This window comes from Streptomyces sp. NPDC007856 (assembly GCF_042868225.1).
In the GTDB taxonomy this organism is placed as follows: Bacteria; Actinomycetota; Actinomycetes; order Streptomycetales; family Streptomycetaceae; genus Streptomyces.
This window is the reverse complement of the sequence record NZ_JBIAEC010000017.1, coordinates 1-17,219: the sequence shown is the minus strand read 5'-3', so window position 1 is coordinate 17,219 and position 17,219 is coordinate 1. Positions and strand designations below refer to the sequence as shown.

13 protein-coding genes and 1 pseudogene are annotated in these 17,219 nt (G+C 70.9%); 2 read left to right on the top strand and 12 right to left on the bottom strand.

Translation table 11 applies throughout. From position 1 onward, the window contains the following. Positions 1–239: 239 nt before the first annotated feature. The 6 genes and pseudogenes from ACFYOH_RS33620 to ACFYOH_RS33595 form a co-directional block, all read right to left on the bottom strand. Positions 240–1,775 carry a SpoIIE family protein phosphatase gene (locus ACFYOH_RS33620; protein WP_388633603.1) on the bottom strand — a complete coding sequence of 512 codons (1,536 nt, stop codon included), beginning with the start codon at positions 1,773–1,775 and terminating at the stop codon, positions 240–242. Between the two features lie 17 nt (positions 1,776–1,792). Further along, a pseudogene (locus tag ACFYOH_RS33615) lies at positions 1,793–2,185 on the bottom strand (2,3-dihydroxybiphenyl 1,2-dioxygenase); the annotation flags it as partial. 158 nt (positions 2,186–2,343) lie between these two features. Further along, a complete protein-coding gene (locus ACFYOH_RS33610) occupies positions 2,344–4,110 on the bottom strand; it encodes an FAD-dependent monooxygenase (protein ID WP_388633601.1) in 1,767 nt (588 codons plus the stop codon). A 446-nt stretch (positions 4,111–4,556) separates the two neighbouring features. Next, on the bottom strand, positions 4,557–4,907 hold the full coding sequence (locus ACFYOH_RS33605) for a DoxX family protein (RefSeq protein ID WP_388633598.1): 351 nt from the start codon (positions 4,905–4,907) through the stop codon (positions 4,557–4,559). Next, complete coding sequence (locus ACFYOH_RS33600) at positions 4,904–6,841, bottom strand: acyl-CoA synthetase (RefSeq protein ID WP_388633596.1); 1,938 nt, start codon at positions 6,839–6,841, stop codon at positions 4,904–4,906. Before ACFYOH_RS33600 ends, ACFYOH_RS33605 begins: the two co-directional genes overlap by 4 nt. A 95-nt stretch (positions 6,842–6,936) precedes the next feature. After that, on the bottom strand, positions 6,937–7,887 hold the full coding sequence (locus tag ACFYOH_RS33595; protein ID WP_388633593.1) for a fumarylacetoacetate hydrolase family protein: 951 nt from the start codon (positions 7,885–7,887) through the stop codon (positions 6,937–6,939). A gap of 155 nt (positions 7,888–8,042) precedes the next feature. Between ACFYOH_RS33595 and ACFYOH_RS33590 the strand changes: the two genes are divergently transcribed. Then, complete coding sequence (locus ACFYOH_RS33590; protein ID WP_388633590.1) at positions 8,043–8,708, top strand: TetR/AcrR family transcriptional regulator; 666 nt, start codon at positions 8,043–8,045, stop codon at positions 8,706–8,708. 680 nt (positions 8,709–9,388) lie between these two features. Here ACFYOH_RS33590 and ACFYOH_RS33585 read toward each other — a convergent pair. The 3 genes from ACFYOH_RS33585 to ACFYOH_RS33575 all read right to left on the bottom strand — a co-directional run bounded on the left by ACFYOH_RS33585 (position 9,389) and on the right by ACFYOH_RS33575 (position 12,501). Continuing rightward, positions 9,389–10,264, bottom strand: coding sequence for an IS110 family transposase (locus tag ACFYOH_RS33585; protein ID WP_388633587.1), 876 nt, complete (start codon positions 10,262–10,264; stop codon positions 9,389–9,391). Positions 10,265–10,813: 549 nt separating this feature from the next. Next, on the bottom strand, positions 10,814–12,148 hold the full coding sequence (lysA, locus tag ACFYOH_RS33580; protein WP_388633584.1) for a diaminopimelate decarboxylase: 1,335 nt from the start codon (positions 12,146–12,148) through the stop codon (positions 10,814–10,816). Positions 12,149–12,162: 14 nt separating this feature from the next. After that, the gene (locus ACFYOH_RS33575; RefSeq protein WP_388633581.1) at positions 12,163–12,501 is read right to left on the bottom strand and encodes an SAV_915 family protein; all 339 of its coding nucleotides are present in this window, start codon (positions 12,499–12,501) and stop codon (positions 12,163–12,165) included. A gap of 321 nt (positions 12,502–12,822) precedes the next feature. Between ACFYOH_RS33575 and ACFYOH_RS33570 the strand changes: the two genes are divergently transcribed. After that, entirely contained in the window at positions 12,823–13,389 is a 567-nt protein-coding gene (locus tag ACFYOH_RS33570; RefSeq protein WP_388633580.1) for a universal stress protein, read from the top strand. Between the two features lie 7 nt (positions 13,390–13,396). Here ACFYOH_RS33570 and ACFYOH_RS33565 read toward each other — a convergent pair whose 3' ends face one another. The 3 genes from ACFYOH_RS33565 to ACFYOH_RS33555 all read right to left on the bottom strand — a co-directional run. Further along, positions 13,397–15,946, bottom strand: coding sequence for a DUF4118 domain-containing protein (locus tag ACFYOH_RS33565; RefSeq protein WP_388633577.1), 2,550 nt, complete (start codon positions 15,944–15,946; stop codon positions 13,397–13,399). 1 nt (position 15,947) lies between these two features. Then, a complete protein-coding gene (locus ACFYOH_RS33560) occupies positions 15,948–16,631 on the bottom strand; it encodes a response regulator (protein WP_388633575.1) in 684 nt (227 codons plus the stop codon). Positions 16,632–16,764: 133 nt separating this feature from the next. Next, positions 16,765–17,219 (bottom strand): potassium-transporting ATPase subunit C (locus ACFYOH_RS33555; RefSeq protein ID WP_388633573.1); only part of this gene is annotated, 455 nt, incomplete at its 5' end.

Below are 17,219 nucleotides of genomic sequence, written 5' to 3'. Positions count from 1 at the left end.
GTGGCTCGATCACTGCCTGATGGCTTCGCCCGAACCGGTGCTCAACCTGGCCGGGACAGGCTGAGAATAAGTCGACTCTTCGTCCACTCATGACCGGCAGTGACGGACAGCCGTGTGGCCCGCCATACATATGGGCGTCACGGCCGAAAGCCCCTTCCTCCTGATGGGTGCAACCCAGCCACACCGACTCGCTGGCAGGCTGCAGCTGGCTCACTCGAGACGCCGAGCTCGGGGCGGGATCAGTGAGCGCGCGATATGGGCTGTTCGGACCAGATCGTCTTGTGATTCTGGCCATGGCGGCAGCCCCAGCGCTCGGCGAGTCGGGCGACGAGGAGCAGGCCGCGTCCGCCCTCGTCGGTGATGCGGGCGCGGCGCAGGCGGGGCTGGGCGCTGTTGGAGTCGGTGACCTCGCAGACAAGGACGTTGTGGCGGATCAGCCGCAGCTCCGCCGGTGGGTGACCGTAGCGGATCGCGTTGGTGACCAGCTCGCTGACGATGAGTTCGGTGGTGAAGAGTAGGTCGTCCAGCCCCCACAGGGTGAGTTGGCGGGTGGCCCATTCCCGGGCCTGGGAGACGGCTGCCGGATCGGCCGGGATCTGCCAGTGAGCGGTGTCCTCGGCTGGTACGGCGCGGGTGCGAGCCAGTAGCAGGGTCGCGTCGTCACGCGCTTCTTCGCCCACCAGGTCGGCGACGATCGCCCGGCCGGTCTCGTCCAGAGTGCGGTTCGAGCGATGGGAGGTGGTGAGCGCATGGGTCAGCCGTCTGAGCCCGCCATTGGTGTCGTCGTCCACCCCTCGATCGACCAGGCCGTCGGTGTAGAGGGCGAGAACGCTGCCTGGCTCGAGGCCGATCGTCGCGGTCTCGTACGGCATGCCGCTGACGGCGAGTGGTGGTCCGGGGACGATGTCGACTGTTTCGGCGGTCCCGTCGGGCCGGACCAGGACGGGTGGCGGGTGTCCGGCACTGGCCATGGCGCAGCGTCGGGTGACCGGGTCGTAGACCGCGTACAGGCAGGTGGCGCCGACGGTGTCGTGTTCGTCGGCCGGTGCTTCGGCCGCAAGGCGCTGGACCAGGTCCGCGATACGGGTGAGCACCTCGTCCGGTTCCAGTTCGAGGTCTGCGAGTGTCTGGATGGCGGCGCGCAGGCGGCCCATGGTGGCGCTTGCGGGTATGCCGTGGCCGACCACGTCTCCGGCGACGAGGGCCAGCCGGAGGGAGGGCAGGGCGATGGCGTCGTACCAGTCGCCGTTGGTGCCCGCTCCCCCGCTTGCGGGCCGGTAGACGCCGGCGGTCTCGGCTGCCGGTGTGTCGGTCATGGCCGGGGGAAGCAGGCTCTGCTGCAGGGCCATGGCCGCCCGGTGCTCGCGTGTATAGCGGCGGGCGTTGTCGATGGCGAGTGCTCCCCGCGAGGCGATCTGCCGCATCAGGTCCGTCTCGTCCTCGGTGAAGGGTTCGGACAGGCCGGTGCGCCAGACCACGATCGCGCCGAGGGTGAGGCCGCGGGCGTACAGGGGGGCCGCCATCACCGCATGGGCGTCGTGCGGGATGAGGTGTTGGGCCAGGTGCGGGCCGCCGAGCAGGGCGGCGAAGTCGTCCCGGCTGCAGACGACTGTCTCGCCGTGCTGGAAGCTGCGCAGGAGGGGGTGGTCGGACAGCGGGGGGACCAGGTTGCCGTGCTCGATGCCGACGGGCCATGCTGCGGTGGCGGGCGCCAGGCCCGCGTTGCGCAGATGCAGATCTCCGCCGCCCAGCCGATCCCGGTCCGCGTCGTACACTGCGTCGCCGAGCAGCCCCCGCGACCGTACTCGGTCAGGGTGCGGACCTTGTGGCCGGTGGTGCGGGCGAGCCGTTCGAGGTCGGCGGCGTCGGCGGCCTGGAAGGCGGGGCCGATGAACCGGGAGGCGGGACCACGGCGGATCACCAGGCAGTGCGGTCCGGCCAGGGCGCCGCGCAGAAAGAGGGTGTCCCCGGTGCGGGCGGCGGTGGTAAAGCCGAAGTCGTGGGCGAAAGTCTCGGCGCGGTCCAGGTCGGGCTTGGTGAACTCCAACCAAGCCAGGTCGACCACCTTGATGACGGGCTGGGAGGCACGGCCGGGGTGCTCCCCGCGCAGGGCGCCCTGCTCGCTGTGCAGACCCTGATGGGCGTCGGCAGTGGAGGCGGCGGGGGTGGGTGTCGGATCGTTCACGGGGTTCCTTCCTGTGGCCTCCACGACCTGTGGCGAGGGTGGGGCGGGTGCCGCAGTGCCGCTGTGTCCCGGAGGCGAGGCGGAGATGAGGGTGGGGGCCCGGCCCGCCGACTGCGGCGGTGATCGGCAGGCCGGGTGGCACGGCAGGTGAGTGGTTCCTACCGTGCGAGGAGGGAGTCCAGTGCGGCGGTGAGTTCCGCGACCGGGTCGGTGGCCGCGCCATGGACGCGCCAGCCGATGAAGCGGTCCGGGCGTACCAGGACGGCGCCTTGCGGGGTGTGCCCGCGGGCGGTGGTCCAGGTGGAGCGCAGATCGCGGTAGTCGCCGTCGAGGTGGCCGACACGGATGGCGTCGAGCGGCAGCCCGCTGGTGGTGGCGATCTTGTCGGCGGCCTCGCGCCAAGCCTGGCCGTCCTCCCCGGCGATCAGCAGGAGCCGGCCGGGGCGGACCAGGCGTGCCAGGGCCACGCGATGGCCGTCGAGGTCCTCCAGCCAGGCGTGGGGCAGCGGGTGTCCGGGGCGGGCGGCGGGCTGGTAGATGCGGACCGGGTCGGGGTTCTCGGGTGCGGGAGTGCCGTCGGGGACGACGGCCGCGGACTCGTACGTGTAGCCGAACTCGACGCCCAGTTCGTTGAACTCCATGGACTGGGCGGCCACGGCCGCCAGGAACGTGCGGCGGAAGTCGGTGTCGGCGGGGTCCTCGCTCCACAGGCGGCGGGCCTGCCGCCAGTTCTCCTCCTCGCCGGCTTCGGGCCCGCCGCCGAAGAGGGCGTTGATGGCGATGTGGTTCATGGCGTTCTCCAGCGAGCGCTGGACGTTGGTGGCGTCCGCCGGTCGCCGCTCGGCCTCGTAGGTGTCCAGCAGGGCGTCGCCAGCATGGCCCTTCAGCACGGCGGCGAGCTTCCAGGTGAGGTTCTGGACGTCGTGCATGGCGGAGGTGAGGCCGAGGCCGCCGGTTGGCGGATGCCGGTGGGCGGCGTCGCCGGCGATCAGGACGCGGCCGGCGCGGTAGCGGTCGGCGACCACGCCCTCCAGGGTCCAGCGGGAGATCATGTGAACCGTCACGTCCTCCTCGCTCAGGCCCAGCCCCGTGCGCAGGTCGGCCAGGACGGACTCGTCGTCCAGCGCGCGACCGTCATCGGGCCCGTAGTTGAGGTGGAACACCCACTCCTCGGACTCGGGACCCCAGTGCTTGGGGCCCATGGGCACGAGAACACCGGGGATGCCGAGGTCGGGCAGCCACAGCCACCGGATCAGCACGTCAGGGTCGGTCGCCACCTGGGACAGGTCGGCGGAGAGGTGGAAGGAGACTACGCGGGCGAGGTTGCGCACGCCCTCCTGGACGATGCCCACGGCGGGGCCGACGGTGCGGCCGCCGTCGCAGCCCAGCAGGTAGCGGGCCCGCACCCGGTAGGTCTCGCCCGTCTCGCGGTCGGTGACGGCGGCGGTGACGCCCTCATCGTCCTGGGCGAGTGCGGTCAGCTCGTGGTGGAAGCGGACCCGGTCTGTGGCGAGTTCCTCGGCGCGGGTGCGCAGGACCGGCTCCAGTCGGATCTGGGGCAGGTTGGCCTGTCGCTCGGGGCTGGCCGCGAGCCACTCCGGAGAGTGCCCGCCGGCTCCCCAAGCCTCCATCCTGGCGACCCTGCGGCCGTAGTCTTCGTGGTCGCCTGCCAGGCCGACGTACCAGGCGGTGTGGGACATCTGCTCGGCCGGGGTGGCGGCGGCGTAGATGGTGTCGGCCACGCCGGCGTCGCGCATGATCTCCATGGCGCGCTGGTTGAGGACGTGGGCCTTGGGCAGGACGGAGGTGCTGGGCCAGGCGGTGACCAGCAGGGACTCGATGCCCATGCGGCTGAGCAGCATGGAGGCGGTGAGCCCCGCACCGCCTCCGCCGACGATGAGGACGGGGACGTCGATGTCGTTCATGGGTACTCCATGGGGTGTCACGGCTCGGGGCCATGGGGTGGGGACGGTTCAGGAGCGGCGGCGGAAGAGCGCCAAGGGCGTTTCCCCGGTCGAGTGATCGAGGCGGGGTGTCCGCCGATTGAGCTGGCGACGGCGCACGGTTGCGAAAGGCTGGTCGTTCCGAGAGGCGCCCGCTCGCTGCGGGCGGGCGTCGGCAGCCCGGACGGCACGGAAGGGGCGCGCCGGAAACAGTGGTGTCGATTCAGAGGCCGCACCCGGCCTCGGCGGCCAAGGCGGTGAGATGCGGTGGGTGCCGTCCGAGCCGTGCGAAAGGCGGCCTGCGGAGGCGGCCTGGGTATGAACGCTGTTGCTAGGCCAGCCACGGCGTGGAGGCGCAGGGCGGCAGATGCTGGCGGACGTCAATGCGGCTCATCGTGATGCTCCTCGGAGCCCAGGCGGCGATGATGCTAGCCGCCGACCAGCGCGACGAGATGGGCTCCGGCCAAGGCACCCGCGATGACGGCCGGCAGGCAGCGGGCCGCCGGATCGCCGTTGCGCAGGTGGACGACGACGGCGCCGGCCATGAGCAGGAGCAGGCCGATAGATGCGGCAGCACCGAGCGCAGTGATCCGCAGGCCGAGCAGCAGACCGGCCGCTGCTGCCACCTCCAGAGCACCCAGCAGGCGGTATCGGGTGATGGTCATGCCGACGTGGGCCGCGGCCTGGCGCATCGCGGGTACTGCCGCGAGCTTGGCCGACCCGAGCAGAAGGAAGATCCCGGCGAGGAGGACGGCGAGAATGACGGCGGTGGTGCTCATGGGGTTTCTCTCTCCAGTGGCTTGCTGGGGGCGTACTGCCAGTGCAGGACGTACCGGTCGAGGGCCGCGGTGACCCTGCTCCGTACCGCCTCGTCGGCAAGGGCGGGCACCGTGACGCGGACACCGCCGTCGTGCGGCCGGCACAGGATGCGTTCCGGGTCGCAGTCCGCGCCCTGGGCGGCCAGTTCGGCGTGGACCGCGCGGCGGGTGGCGTCCAGGCGAAGGCCGAGCTTGTAGGGCTTGCCGACGGCGGTCAGCGGGATGGCGTCGATCACGCGCACCTCGCGCGGGGCGGCGGCGCGCTCGGGGACCCGTTCGGCGGCCCAGCTGAGCAGTTCGGCGGGGTCGGCCTCGGCGCCTGGGGCGAGGGTGACGTAGGCGACGGGCACCTCGCCGGCGTGCGGGTCGGGACGGCCGACCGCCGCGGCGGCGGTGACGCCGGGGTGGGCGAGGAGGGCGTCCTCGATCACGGCGGGGTCGATGTTGTGACCCCCGCGGATGATCAGGTCCTTGGCGCGGCCAGCGAGATGGATGAAGCCGTCGGCGTCGATGCGGGCCAGATCGCCCGTGTCCAGCCAGCCGTCGCGGATCTTCCCGCCGCTCTCCAGGCGAGGCCCCTGGGTGGTGTGCTCAGCGACGTACCCAGCGAAGACGACTGGTCCGCTGACGGCGAGCACCCCGGTGGCGCCCGGCGGCAAATCGTGCCACTCGCCGGTGTCCGGATCGATCCGCACGGTCTTGACCTGCTCGTAGGGCAGGCGCCGGCCGACACTGCCGGGGCGGGTTTGACTGGGCAGGCCGAGGGCGGAGGCGCAGGTCGCCTCGGTCAGCCCGTAGCCCTCGCACAGCGGGATGCCGGTGTGCTCCTCGAAGGACCCCCGTACGGCTGGCGGCAGCGGGGATGCGCCGACGGCGGCGAACCGCATGCTGGAGATGTCCGCGTCGACGGGGACATGGGCGAGGACGGAGTACACGGTGGGCACGCCGGACATGGCGGCGATGCGATAGTGCTCCACCAGCTTCCAGAACACCGGATACAGCTCGGGATCGCGGTAGCCCAGCGGCCCGGCCCACACCACTCCCCGGCCGCGCAGCAGAGGGCCGAGCAAGGTGACGATCAGGGCGTTGACGTGGAACAACGGCAGCGCCGCGAACATCACCGAGTCCTCGTCGAGAGGAATGCTCGCGGCCACCATCCAGGCGTCGACGACCTCGTTGGCGTGCGTGTGGGCGGCAAGCTTGGGGATGCCGGTGGTGCCGCCGGTGTGGAAGTAGGCAGCCAGGTCGTCGGCGGCCGGGGCTTCGATGTCCACCAGCCGGTCGGCGGGATGGGACGCGGCAAGCTCCGTGAGGTAGCCGACGCGTACGCCCTCGATGGGGTCCAGAGCGGGCGCGGGGCCGTCAGCCAGGGTGGGGGTCAGTGCCAGCAGCGCGTCCAACCGCAAGGCCGCAGCGACCTGCCGGGCTGTGGCCCACACCTGTGCATCCAGCTGCGGACCGGCGGCGATGAGCACCCGCGCGCCGCTGCGCCGCAGCAACTGCTCGACGTGCTCGGACGCCAGGCCCGGATTGACCGGGGCGGCTACGCCCGCTGCTTGCGCGGCCAGCAGCGCGCCGGGCAGCTCCGCGGTGTTCGGCGCGAGCAGGCCCACGGCAGCCCGGCGGGTGACGCCTAGAGAACCCAGCAGATTGGCGGTGCGATGCACCTCGTCACGCAGTTGCGCGAATGTGGCTGTGGCGGGGCGCAGGAAACGGGCGGCATCGGGTAGCACCGTCAGGGCCGGGCGGTCGGGCCACAGGCGGGCGGCGCGCAGCAGGGTGTCGTAGGTGGTGGCGGGCAGGCCGCGCTCATGCAGCGGAACGGCCTCGATCGCGGACAGGTCCGCGCTGCTGTCGGGGACGGGCCACAGCAGGTCGGTGGGTGTGCGTGTCACCGGTGCGCCTTTGCAGGGTGAGGGATGGGTTCAGGTGGCCGGCCCGGTACGGGGATGCCGGGCCGGCCGGTCCCGGGCGGGGGTCCCGGGAGCCGTCAGCGGGCGCGCACCACCGTGCGCTGCTCGCCGAGATCGAGTGCGCCGTCGTCGGTCGCGATACGGGCCGTGACGACGTCGCCGTCCTTGAGGTAATCGGGGTTCGCCTGCTGGCGGGCGAAGAACTTCTGCCAGCGCTTGTGCGGGGGAAGCAGGGCGGCAAGCGTGGCCAGGAGCCTGCCCGGAGACTTCAGGGCGGTGCCGCCGGGGGTTCCGGTGAGCAGGACGTCACCGGGCTGCAGGTGCTGGAAGCGGGCGAGCAGACTGAGGGCGTGGGCGGGCCGGACGATCATGTCCGTGGTGGTGCGGTCCTGCCGGGTGGCCCCGTTGACCTTGAGGGTGAGCCGAAGGTCCGGCAGGCGGGCCAGGTCGTCGGCGTCGACCAGGAGCAGACGGGGCCCAAGCGGTGTGAAGGTCGGGTACGACTTGGACTCGTAGAACTGCGTCTTGGGCAGTTGCAGATCGCGGGCGCTAACGTCGTCTGCGACCACCAGCGCGGCGACGAACGCCGGCAGGTTGGAGTCGGTGACCTCGGTACCGACCGGCAGATCGGCACCCATCACCAGCCCGAGCTCCACCTCGTAGTCCAGGAAACGCACGTGCTGTGGACGTTTGATGTCCTGGTAGGGCCCGCTGACGGACCCGGACGCCTTGCGGAAGAACGCCGGCGGAACGGTGTCCGGGTCGAATCCGGAGTCCACCGCGTGGGAACGGTAGTTGACCATCTGCGCCACCACCCGGCAGGGCGTGGTGACGGGCGACAGTAGCTCGGCCTCTCCAACCGAAACCCCGGCGTCGGAGTCACCCGTGGCGCGGGCAGCCTGCTGCACGGCGGAACGGTCGGCGAGAAGGCCGGCGGTGGTGTCCGCGCCGGTGTCGACGCGGTGCAGCCGTCCTGTGTCGCCCTCCACCCACCAGCCGTCTCTGGTGCGGACGACCTGGATACTCATCGGCTCTCCTGAGTCCTGGACAGGCACCGACCGGAACGCTCTCGCGAGCAGCTCCAGTCAGCAGTGATGAGAGAATCAGTCCAGATGACGACCTCGTCAACAGCGGTCAGTCGTGATGAAACAATCAACGCTGATACGCTGAGCATGGTGGAGAGATGAGTATTGATCGACAGGGCAGGGCCAACACACCCAGCCACACGCCCAACCGGGTGGACCGACGCAAGGCGCGCACCCGTGCCGCGCTGATCGCCGCCGCGCAGCGGTTCCTCGCCGATCAGGGGCGGACCGACGTGAGCATCCAGGAGATCACCGAGGCGGCGGACGTCGGCTTCGGCTCCTTCTACAACCACTTCACCAGCAAGGACGAGCTGTTCGACGCCGCCGTCGCCCTCACCCTGGAGGAACACGGCACACTCCTGGAATCCGTCGCTGGAGACCTGAAGGACCCCGCGGAGACCTTCGCCGCCAGCGTCCGCCTGACCGGCCGACTGCAGCGCACCCACCCACAGATCGCCAGGATCCTCGTCCGTACGGGCATGCCCTATCTGACCTCCGACAGCGGCTTGGCACCGCAGGCGATGCGGGATCTGCGGGCCGCCGCCGACACCGGACGGCTCGACATCGACGACCCGCGCACTTCTGTGGCCATGGTCGGCGGCGCTCTGCTCGGAGTGCTCCACCTCCTGGAGACTCGCCCGGACCTCGATGCCGCGCAGGTTTCCGACCATCTGGCCTTCCGGCTGCTCCGCATGTTCGGCATGACGCACGCCGAAGCCCAGGAGATCGCCACTCGGCCCCTGCCATCGCTGCCCCGGACCTGACAATGGTGAGCAAGTTCGGTGACGCATGCGGATGTGACCGGCGCCCGTAACGCGGTCTACCGCACGCCGCACCCGCGCAGAGACACGTCGGCCATGTCCGCCAATGTGACGCTCAAAGGGGGCGAGGCGGATCCCCGACGGATCTCCGTGCAGAGGACGGTTGTGCCTGCCCGGGAGGTGCCCCGGGCGACGACCTTTCCGTCCACCAGCACCTCGGTTGAGCCGGAGGCACCTTGTCGGCTGGTCACCTGCCGCACCAGCAGCGCGCCAGGGAACGCAGAGTGGCCTGTGTGATCTGGCCCTGGGCCGCCGGGGCTCTGACGGCTGCCGGTGAAGATGCTTCCGAGATGTTGACAGGCTTGCGCGATCACGAACAGCCCGCCGACGAGATCAGCGGGGCAGGCATCGCCTCAGACACCTCCAGAGGCGTTCGACTTTGCAGAGGCGAAGGCTATGGCCTGTTGGTCGCCAAGGGCCCCGGGCCGCATCTACCGCAGGCGTATGTCATCACTACGCCCTCACGTCAAGTGCTCGCTGGAGGAGGACCCCGAGGGGTACGGTGCCACCGCCGGACACTGCAGCGCACCCGCTCGGAAGCCCCCGCCGACCGCGTCTACAGGGGCTTGTCGTCGAACGCCTCCCTCACCGGCGCTGTCACACACATGCCCCTATAACGGAGGTTACGACTGCACAGGTCTGACCAGGTGGAAAACCTCCCGGGCCGCATAGCGCTTGAGGCTTCGGACTATCTCGCGCCGGGTCTTGCCCTCCTTGCTGCGACGTTCGTAGTAGTCCTGGGTGCGCGGGTCGACGCGCAGGCGGGTCTGCACGATCCGGTGCAGGGCTGCGTTAGCTTGCCGGTCGCCGCCCCGGTTGAGGCGCCGGTACTGCCGACTGCCCGAGGAACGCTCGACTGGGCTGACACCGCACAGCGCCGCGAACGACGCCTCACTGCCCAGGCGTTCCGGGTCGTCCCCCACCGTGATCCGCAAAGTGACGGCCGTGTCCGGACCGATGCCCACCACCTCGAGCAGCTGCGGAGCGTGGCGTTCCACCAGCCGGGTCAAGCAGCCCTCCAGGTCCTTGACCTCTTCGCTGAGCTGCCTGATGCGCCGGGCCAGGAGACCCAGGGTCACGTGGGTGGCGTGGAGCACGGCCCCCTCGCCGGTCTCATGGTTCAGGCTGTCGTCGACGAGCCCTGCGCAGGTGCGGAAGAGCTCTGCGTTGCCCAGCCCGGCCAGTTCCTCCCTCAGCTGCGGATCGGCACGGACGAGGACGGCCTTGAGCTGGTTGATCGCCTGGGTGCGGGCCTTGACCGCCGAGTCCTTGGCCAGCTTGTACATCCGGGCGATCTCCACCGGCCCGTCGCCCGTCTTGGCCTGGGCGCGCGCCCGCCCGCTCAGCACCGCCCGGGCCGCGTTCTCGGCATCGAGCGGGTCCGACTTGCCGCGCCGACGGCGGTCGGTCCGGTCGAACCGGTTCACATCGAAAACGTCCACGCCCTGGGCCAGCAGGTAGCAGGACAGGGCCGCCCCGAAGGAACCGGTACCTTCCACTCCGGCCCGCCGCACCATACCCGACGCCCTGGCCCACCCCCAGCAGGTCTCGGTAGCCAGCCGCACTGGCCGGGAACTCCTCGGTGCCGATCGCTTCCCCCACCGAGGAGAGCACAGCGGCCACATGGGCATCCCGGTGCGTGTCCACTCCCAGGACCACCTCCCCCGCCGGCCGACGCCGCCGAGGACGCGAAGCGGAGGACGTGCCGGTCATGCTCGTTCCCGGGCCGTGCGGACGGTCAGAATCGTGATGACGCCTTTCCGGCAAGCCCCTATCGAGACACGTCCATCAGCCCGAGACCAACAGTGCGCTGTCCCCTGGCCGGCGGTCGACACAGTGTGATCAGGACACCTCGGTCAGAGATCTCAGGAGTCAGACCCCGCCGTAGGACAGGCACCCACCTACGGTTCTCGGCCCAACCGGCTTCCAGCCACGTCAGCCCGCTCGTTCGAGCGAATTGACTCGAAGCACCGGTCGCCTACCACCGGAACTGGCACCATGCCGCCGTCGTGCGTCACTTCGAGTCGAAGGCGGACCATTGGTGTCGGCTACAGGCCCACGTCGCGGCTGCGGATGTCCTCCAGGGATTCCCTTCGTACGAGGAGGCGGGCGAAGCCGTCGCGCACGGCGGCCACCGGCGGGCGGCCGACCAGGTTGTAGCCGGAGGCCATGGACAAGTGGTAGGCGCCGGCCACGGGTACGGCGAGCAGGTCTCCGGGGCGGATGTCGGCGGGGAGATCCGCGTCGGCGGCCAGGACGTCCCCGGCCTCGCAGTGCCGGCCTACCACGGTCACCCGGGCCGGGAGGGCGGCGCTGTGCCGGCCCACCAGTCGCGGCGCATATCGCACGCCGTACAGCGCGGGGCGCGGATTGTCGCTCATGCCACCGTCGACGGCTACGAAGACGTGGTCGCCCGTGTGCTTCACGGACAGGACGCGGTACAGGGCGACCCCTGCCGGGCCCGCGATGGCCCGGCCCGGCTCGATGATCAAACGGGGTACCGGAAGTCCTGCGGTGGCGCAGGCGTCGGCGACTTCCGCGCGGACCTTGCGGGCGAGTTCCGTCAAGTCCAACGCCCCCTCGCCGGGGCGGTAGGCGATGCCGTGGCCGCCACCGAGGTCGAGTTCCGGCAGGATCACGCCGTGCTGCTCGTGCAGCCGAGCCATCAGCCCGACCAGCCTTCGTACGGCGACCAGGTATGGCTTGATGCTGACGATCTGAGAACCCAGGTGACAGTGGAGCCCGGTGAGTTCGAGCTGCGGCTGGTCGAGGAGGCGGGCGATGGCGTGCTGGGCGTAGCCGTCGGAGATGGACAGGCCGAACTTCTGGTCGCCCGTACCGGTGCGGATCTTCTCGTGACCGCCCGCGCTGATCCCGGGCACCACCCGCACCATCACCTTCTGGTGGCCGTCCGGGCCGACCGCGGCGGCCAGCCGCGCGATCTCCGAGGGGCTGTCAATGACGATGCGGCCGACGCCCAGGCGCAGGGCAGTGTCCAGCTCGCGTGGGGACTTGGCGTTGCCGTGCAGCACGATCCGCTCGGGTGGAAAACCGGTTGCGACGGCGAGTTCGAGTTCGCCGGCCGAGCAGACGTCGAGGCCCAGGCCCTCCTCGTCCATCCAATGGGCCATGGCCCGGCACAAGAACGCCTTGGCGGCGTAGAGGACTTCGGCGTCCGGGAAGGCGTCCCGGTAGGTACGGCAGCGGTCGCGGACCTCGGCCTCATCCAGGACGTAGACGGGGGTGCCGAAGCGGTCGGCCAGTTCGGCGAGCGGTACGCCGCCGACGGTGAGGTCGCCGTGGGCGGACTCGGTGGTCGAGGCGGGCCACACCGACAGATCGGTGAACCTGCTGGTCGCGGTGGGTTCGTGAACCGTGGTCATGGTGGCTTTCCCTCTCAGGCGATCCTTGCGATCCCCAGCGCGGGAATCTCGTGGGCGACCGGCGTGGGGGCGGGGGCGGTGAACTGCGGGTCCACTGTGACGGCGGTGACGCCGAGCGGGGCGGTCAGGGCACGGAGGGCGGGCTCGGCGAGCCGGATCCACGCCTGATCGGGGCCGAGAGTGGCAGTCAGCCGGCACTCGGAGGTGAAGCCGACAGCGGTCCGCTCGCCGAGCGGGGTTCGGAAGAGCCGGGCGGCACATCCGCAAAGACCCGGCCGGACCGGGACGTACAAGGGTCCGGCCGGGAAGGGATCGGAGGGCTCGGGGTCTTCGCCGTACAGGAGTTGTGCCATGGGGTGCCTCCCGAAGGGCAGGGAGCGAGGGATGTGGGATGCCCCGGACGCGGGGAGGCGGACCGGGGCTCGCCGTCGACGTTATGCCCGGTGTCCCCGGGTCCCGGGCATGCCCTGACGGGACGCTGACGACGATCGGGGCGACCTTGACGGGATGCTGACGCCGCAGGTCAGAGGGCACGGAAAAGGTCGTCAGAAGGGCGCCAAGAACTGACGTACGGACTGTTCGAAAGCCCCTGCGCCGAGGTGAGATGGGGGCGTTTCCCAGGAGAATCGCCGACCGCGAACCCTTCCGTCGGCGTGTGCAGAACGGTGAATGACATGTCCGAGTACCGTCCGCCCTCAGCCGCCCGCGTCGTGGTGGGAGTGAGCGGCTCGCTGGGCAGCCTCACCGCGCTGGGCCGGGCGGCCGAGGAGGCCCGGCGCCGAGGGGCCGAGCTGTGGCCGGTGCTGGCCTGGGAGCCGCCGGGTGGGGACCCGACCGCCCGCAGGTCCCCGGCCGCGACCGCGATGGTCCCGGAGTGGGAGCGGCTGGCGCGGGAGAGGCTCGTCGGGGCGCTGCGGGAGGTGTTCGGCGTCACGGGCACCGGTCTGCCCGGTCAGGCGCTCGTCGCACGGGGCGCCCCGGGACCGGTGCTCGTGCGGATCGCCGACCGGGAGGGCGACCTCCTGGTAGTCGGTGCCGGACGGCGGGGTCGGCTGCACCGGGCGCTGTCGCCGTCGGTCGGCCGCTACTGCCTCGCCCGCGCAGCCTGTCCCGTCCTCGCGGTGCCGCCGTCGCCGCTGCAGGCCGCGCTGGCGGCCGTGCACCGTCGCAACATCTGGCGGCTGCGGCTGGACACCGAGGACATACGCAGGGAGTTCGAGACGGTGCCGCCAGGCGCCTGAGGTGTGCTCAGGTGGCGGCCGCCGCCGGTAGGTCCGGCTGTCCCGGTCGGGGGCCCGCTGCCGTCGGCAGGGCGAGCACCATGGTGAGACCGCCGCCGGGCGTGTCCTCGGCATGCAGCGTGCCGCCGACGGCCTCGGTGAAGCCCCGGGCGACCGCGAGGCCGAGGCCGACTCCGACACCGCGGGGCGCATCGCCGTACCGCTGGAAGGGTTCGAAGATGCGGTCCTTGGCCTCGTCCGGGACGCCGGGACCGCGGTCCACGACCCGTACCTCTACCCGGTCGGCGAGGGCGCTCGCGGAGATCAGGACCCGCTCGTCCGGTGGGCTGTACTTGACGGCGTTCTCGACGACGTTGGCGACGGCCCGCTCCAGCAGCCCCCGGTCGACGTGGACCATGGGCAGGGTCTCGGGGATGTCCAGGTCCACGCACTCCTCCGGGTTGGGGACCCCGCCGAGTGCCATGGGCACGACCTCGTCGAGGTCGGTCTCGCGGATGATGGGCACCACCGTGCCGGTCTGCAGGCGGGACATGTCGAGCAGGTTGCCGACCAGGTGGTCGAGACGGTCTGCGCCCTCCTCGATGGCCTCCAGCAGTGCCGCCTGGTCCTGTGCGGACCATTCGACGTCATCGGATCTGAGGGAGGTGACGGCGGCCTTGATGCCGGCGAGCGGGGTGCGCAGGTCGTGGCTGACGGCGGCGAGCAGGGCGGTGCGGATGCGGTTGCCCTCGGCGAGTTCCTTGGCCCGGTCGGCCTCGCTCTGCAGGCGCTGGCGGTCCAGGACCACGGCGGCCTGTGCCGCGAACGCGGCCAGCACCCGGCGGTCGGAGGCGGGCAGGACGCGGCCGCGCAGGGAGAGGGCCATGTGGTCGCCGACGGGGACGTCGACGTCGGCGTCCTCCGGGATCTCGGCCGGCCGGGGTCCCACGCTGCCGGCGCAGGTCCAGGGAGCGGTCTCGCCGGAGCGCTCCAGCAGGGCCACCGACTCCATGCCGAAGGTCTCGCGGACCCGTTCCAGCAGTGCCTCCAGGGTGGTCTCGCCGCGCAGGACGTTGCCCGCGAGGAAGGAGAGGATCTCCGACTCTGCGCGCAACCGGGATGCCTGGTGGGTGCGCCGGGCGGCGAGGTCCACGACCGAGGCCACGGACACGGCGACGCCTACGAAGATCGCGATGGCGACGATGTTCTTCGGGTCGGCGATCGTCAGGGTGTGGACGGGCGGGGTGAAGTACCAGTTGAGCAGCAGGGAGCCCACGACCGCCGAGGCCAGCGCCGGGAAGAGTCCGCCAAGCAGGGCCGCCGCCACCGTCAGGGTGAGGAACAGCAGCATGTCGTTGGCGAGGCCGACGTCGGGAGTGGCGCTGGTGAGCAGCCACGTGAGCAGGGCTGGGCCGAGCACGCCCACGGCCCAGCCCCAGAGGACCCGGGAGCGTCCGAGGCGGGCGCCCCTGGCGACGGGCAGTCCGCGGCCCTTGCCCGCCTCGTCGTGGGTGATGAGGTGGACGTCGAGGTCAGGGCCGGAGTCCCGGGCGACCGTGGCGCCGACCCCCGGTCCGAAGACGTACTGCCAACTACGTCGGCGGGAAACCCCGAGGACGATCTGGGTGGCGTTCACGCCTCGGGCGAAGTCCAGCAGCGCGACGGGTATGTCGTCGCCCACGACATGGTGGAAGGTGCCGCCGAGGTCCTCGACCAGGGTGCGCTGGTCGGCGAGTTCCTTCGGGGAGGCGGCGGTGAGGCCGTCGCTGCGGGAGATGTAGACGGCGAGGACTTCTCCGCCGGCGCCCTTCTCTGCCAGGCGGGACGCACGCCGGATCAGGGTGCGTCCTTCGGGGCCGCCGGTGAGACCGACCACGATCCGCTCACGTGAGCCCCAGATGGTCGAGACGCGGTGCTCGCGGCGGTACTCGTTGAGGTACTCGTCGACCCGGTCGGCCACCCAGAGCAGGGCCAGCTCCCGAAGCGCCGTCAGATTGCCAGGGCGGAAGTAGTTGGACAGGGCCGCGTCGACTTTGTCCGGCTTGTAAATGTTGCCGTGGGCCATGCGGCGGCGCAGTGCCTGCGGGGACATGTCGACCAGCTCGATCTGGTCGGCCCGCCGTACGACCTCGTCGGGGACGGTCTCCTGCTGCCGGATGCCGGTGATCGACTCGACCACGTCGCCCAGTGACTCCAGGTGCTGGATGTTGACCGTGGAGATCACGTCGATGCCGGCGGCGAGCAGTTCCTCGATGTCCTGCCAGCGCTTGGCGTTGCGCGAGCCGGGGATGTTGCTGTGGGCCAGTTCGTCCACGAGGACTACGGCGGGGGCGCGCCGCAGTACGGCGTCGACGTCCATCTCGGTGAAGACGCCGCCCCGGTACTCGATCTCCTTGCGCGGCACCTGCTCCAGGCCGTGGAGCATCACCTCCGTACGCGGCCGGTGGTGATGTTCCACGAAGGCCACGACACAGTCGGTGCCCCGCTCGATACGGCGGTGTGCCTCGGAGAGCATCGCGTAGGTCTTGCCGACGCCGGGTGCCGCGCCGAGGTAGATCCGGAGCTTGCCGCGTGCCATGTCATCCTTCGAAGCGGTAGCCCATGCCGGGCTCGGTGATCAGATAGCGGGGGTGAGAGGGGTCCGTCTCCAGTTTGCGGCGGAGCTGGGCCATGTAGACGCGCAGGTAGTTGGTCTTGTTGCTCTGCGAGACGCCCCAGACCTCCTGGAGCAGCTGCTTCTGCGTGATCAGTCGACCGGGGTTGGTTACCAGGATCTCCAGCAGGTGCCACTCGGTCGGCGTCAGCCGGACGTCCTTCCCATCCCGAAGAACCTTCTTGGCGAGCAGGTCGATGCTGAAGTGCTCCGTCTCGACCAGCGTCGTCTCGGGGACGAGCGGGGTGTCCTCGGTACGGCGGACGGCGGCGCGCAGCCGGGCGAGCAGCTCGTTCATGCTGAACGGCTTGGTGACGTAGTCGTCGGCGCCGGCGTCGAGCGCGGCCACCTTCTCGTCGGACGCCTGGCGGGCGGACAGAACCATGATCGGTACGCGGGTCCAGCCACGCAGTGCCTTGATGATGTCGACGCCGTCCATGTCGGGCAGGCCCAGGTCGAGCAGGACGACATCGGGCTGGCGCGCGGCGGCGAGCCGGAGGGCCGTGGCACCGTCCGGGGCGGCGTCCACGCCGTAGTGGCGTGCCTGCAAGTTGATGACGAGGGCCCGCACGAGCTGCGGGTCGTCCTCCACCACGAGCACCCTGGTCATGGGTGTGTGCCTCTCCTGTCATGCGTCGGGCCGTGGGCGCGGAAAGCGGGGCGGCCGACTTCACGGCTGCGGGAGCCGGCGGAACCGGGATGCCTCCCGGACCGCCGACTCCCGTATGGATCGCGTAAGGCCGTCACTTCTTCGCTGCGAGGTCCTTGAGCGCGATGTTGAGTTCCAGGACGTTCACCCGGGGCTCGCCCATGAAGCCCAGGGTCCGGCCCTCGGTGTGGTCCTTGACCAGCTTCTCCACCGCGGAGACGGACAGGCCGTTCTTCGCGGCGACCCGGTGGACCTGGAGTTCGGCGTAGGCCGGGGAGATCGCCGGGTCCAGGCCGGAGCCGGAGGAGGTCACCGCGTCCGCGGGTACCTCCGACGGCTTGACGGTGTAGCCGGGCACCGAGTTGTCCTTCACGACGGCGTCCTTGGCGGCGAGCACCTGGGCGCAGAGCGTGCCGTCGTCGGGCTTGTCGGGGCACTTGCCGTTCACGGCGCCGCTGTCGGCGGACAGGTTGGTGGCACCGGACAGGATCAGCTTGTACTGCGTGTTGACGCTGTTCGTGCCGAGGCCGTTCGCCGGGCGGGGCTGGA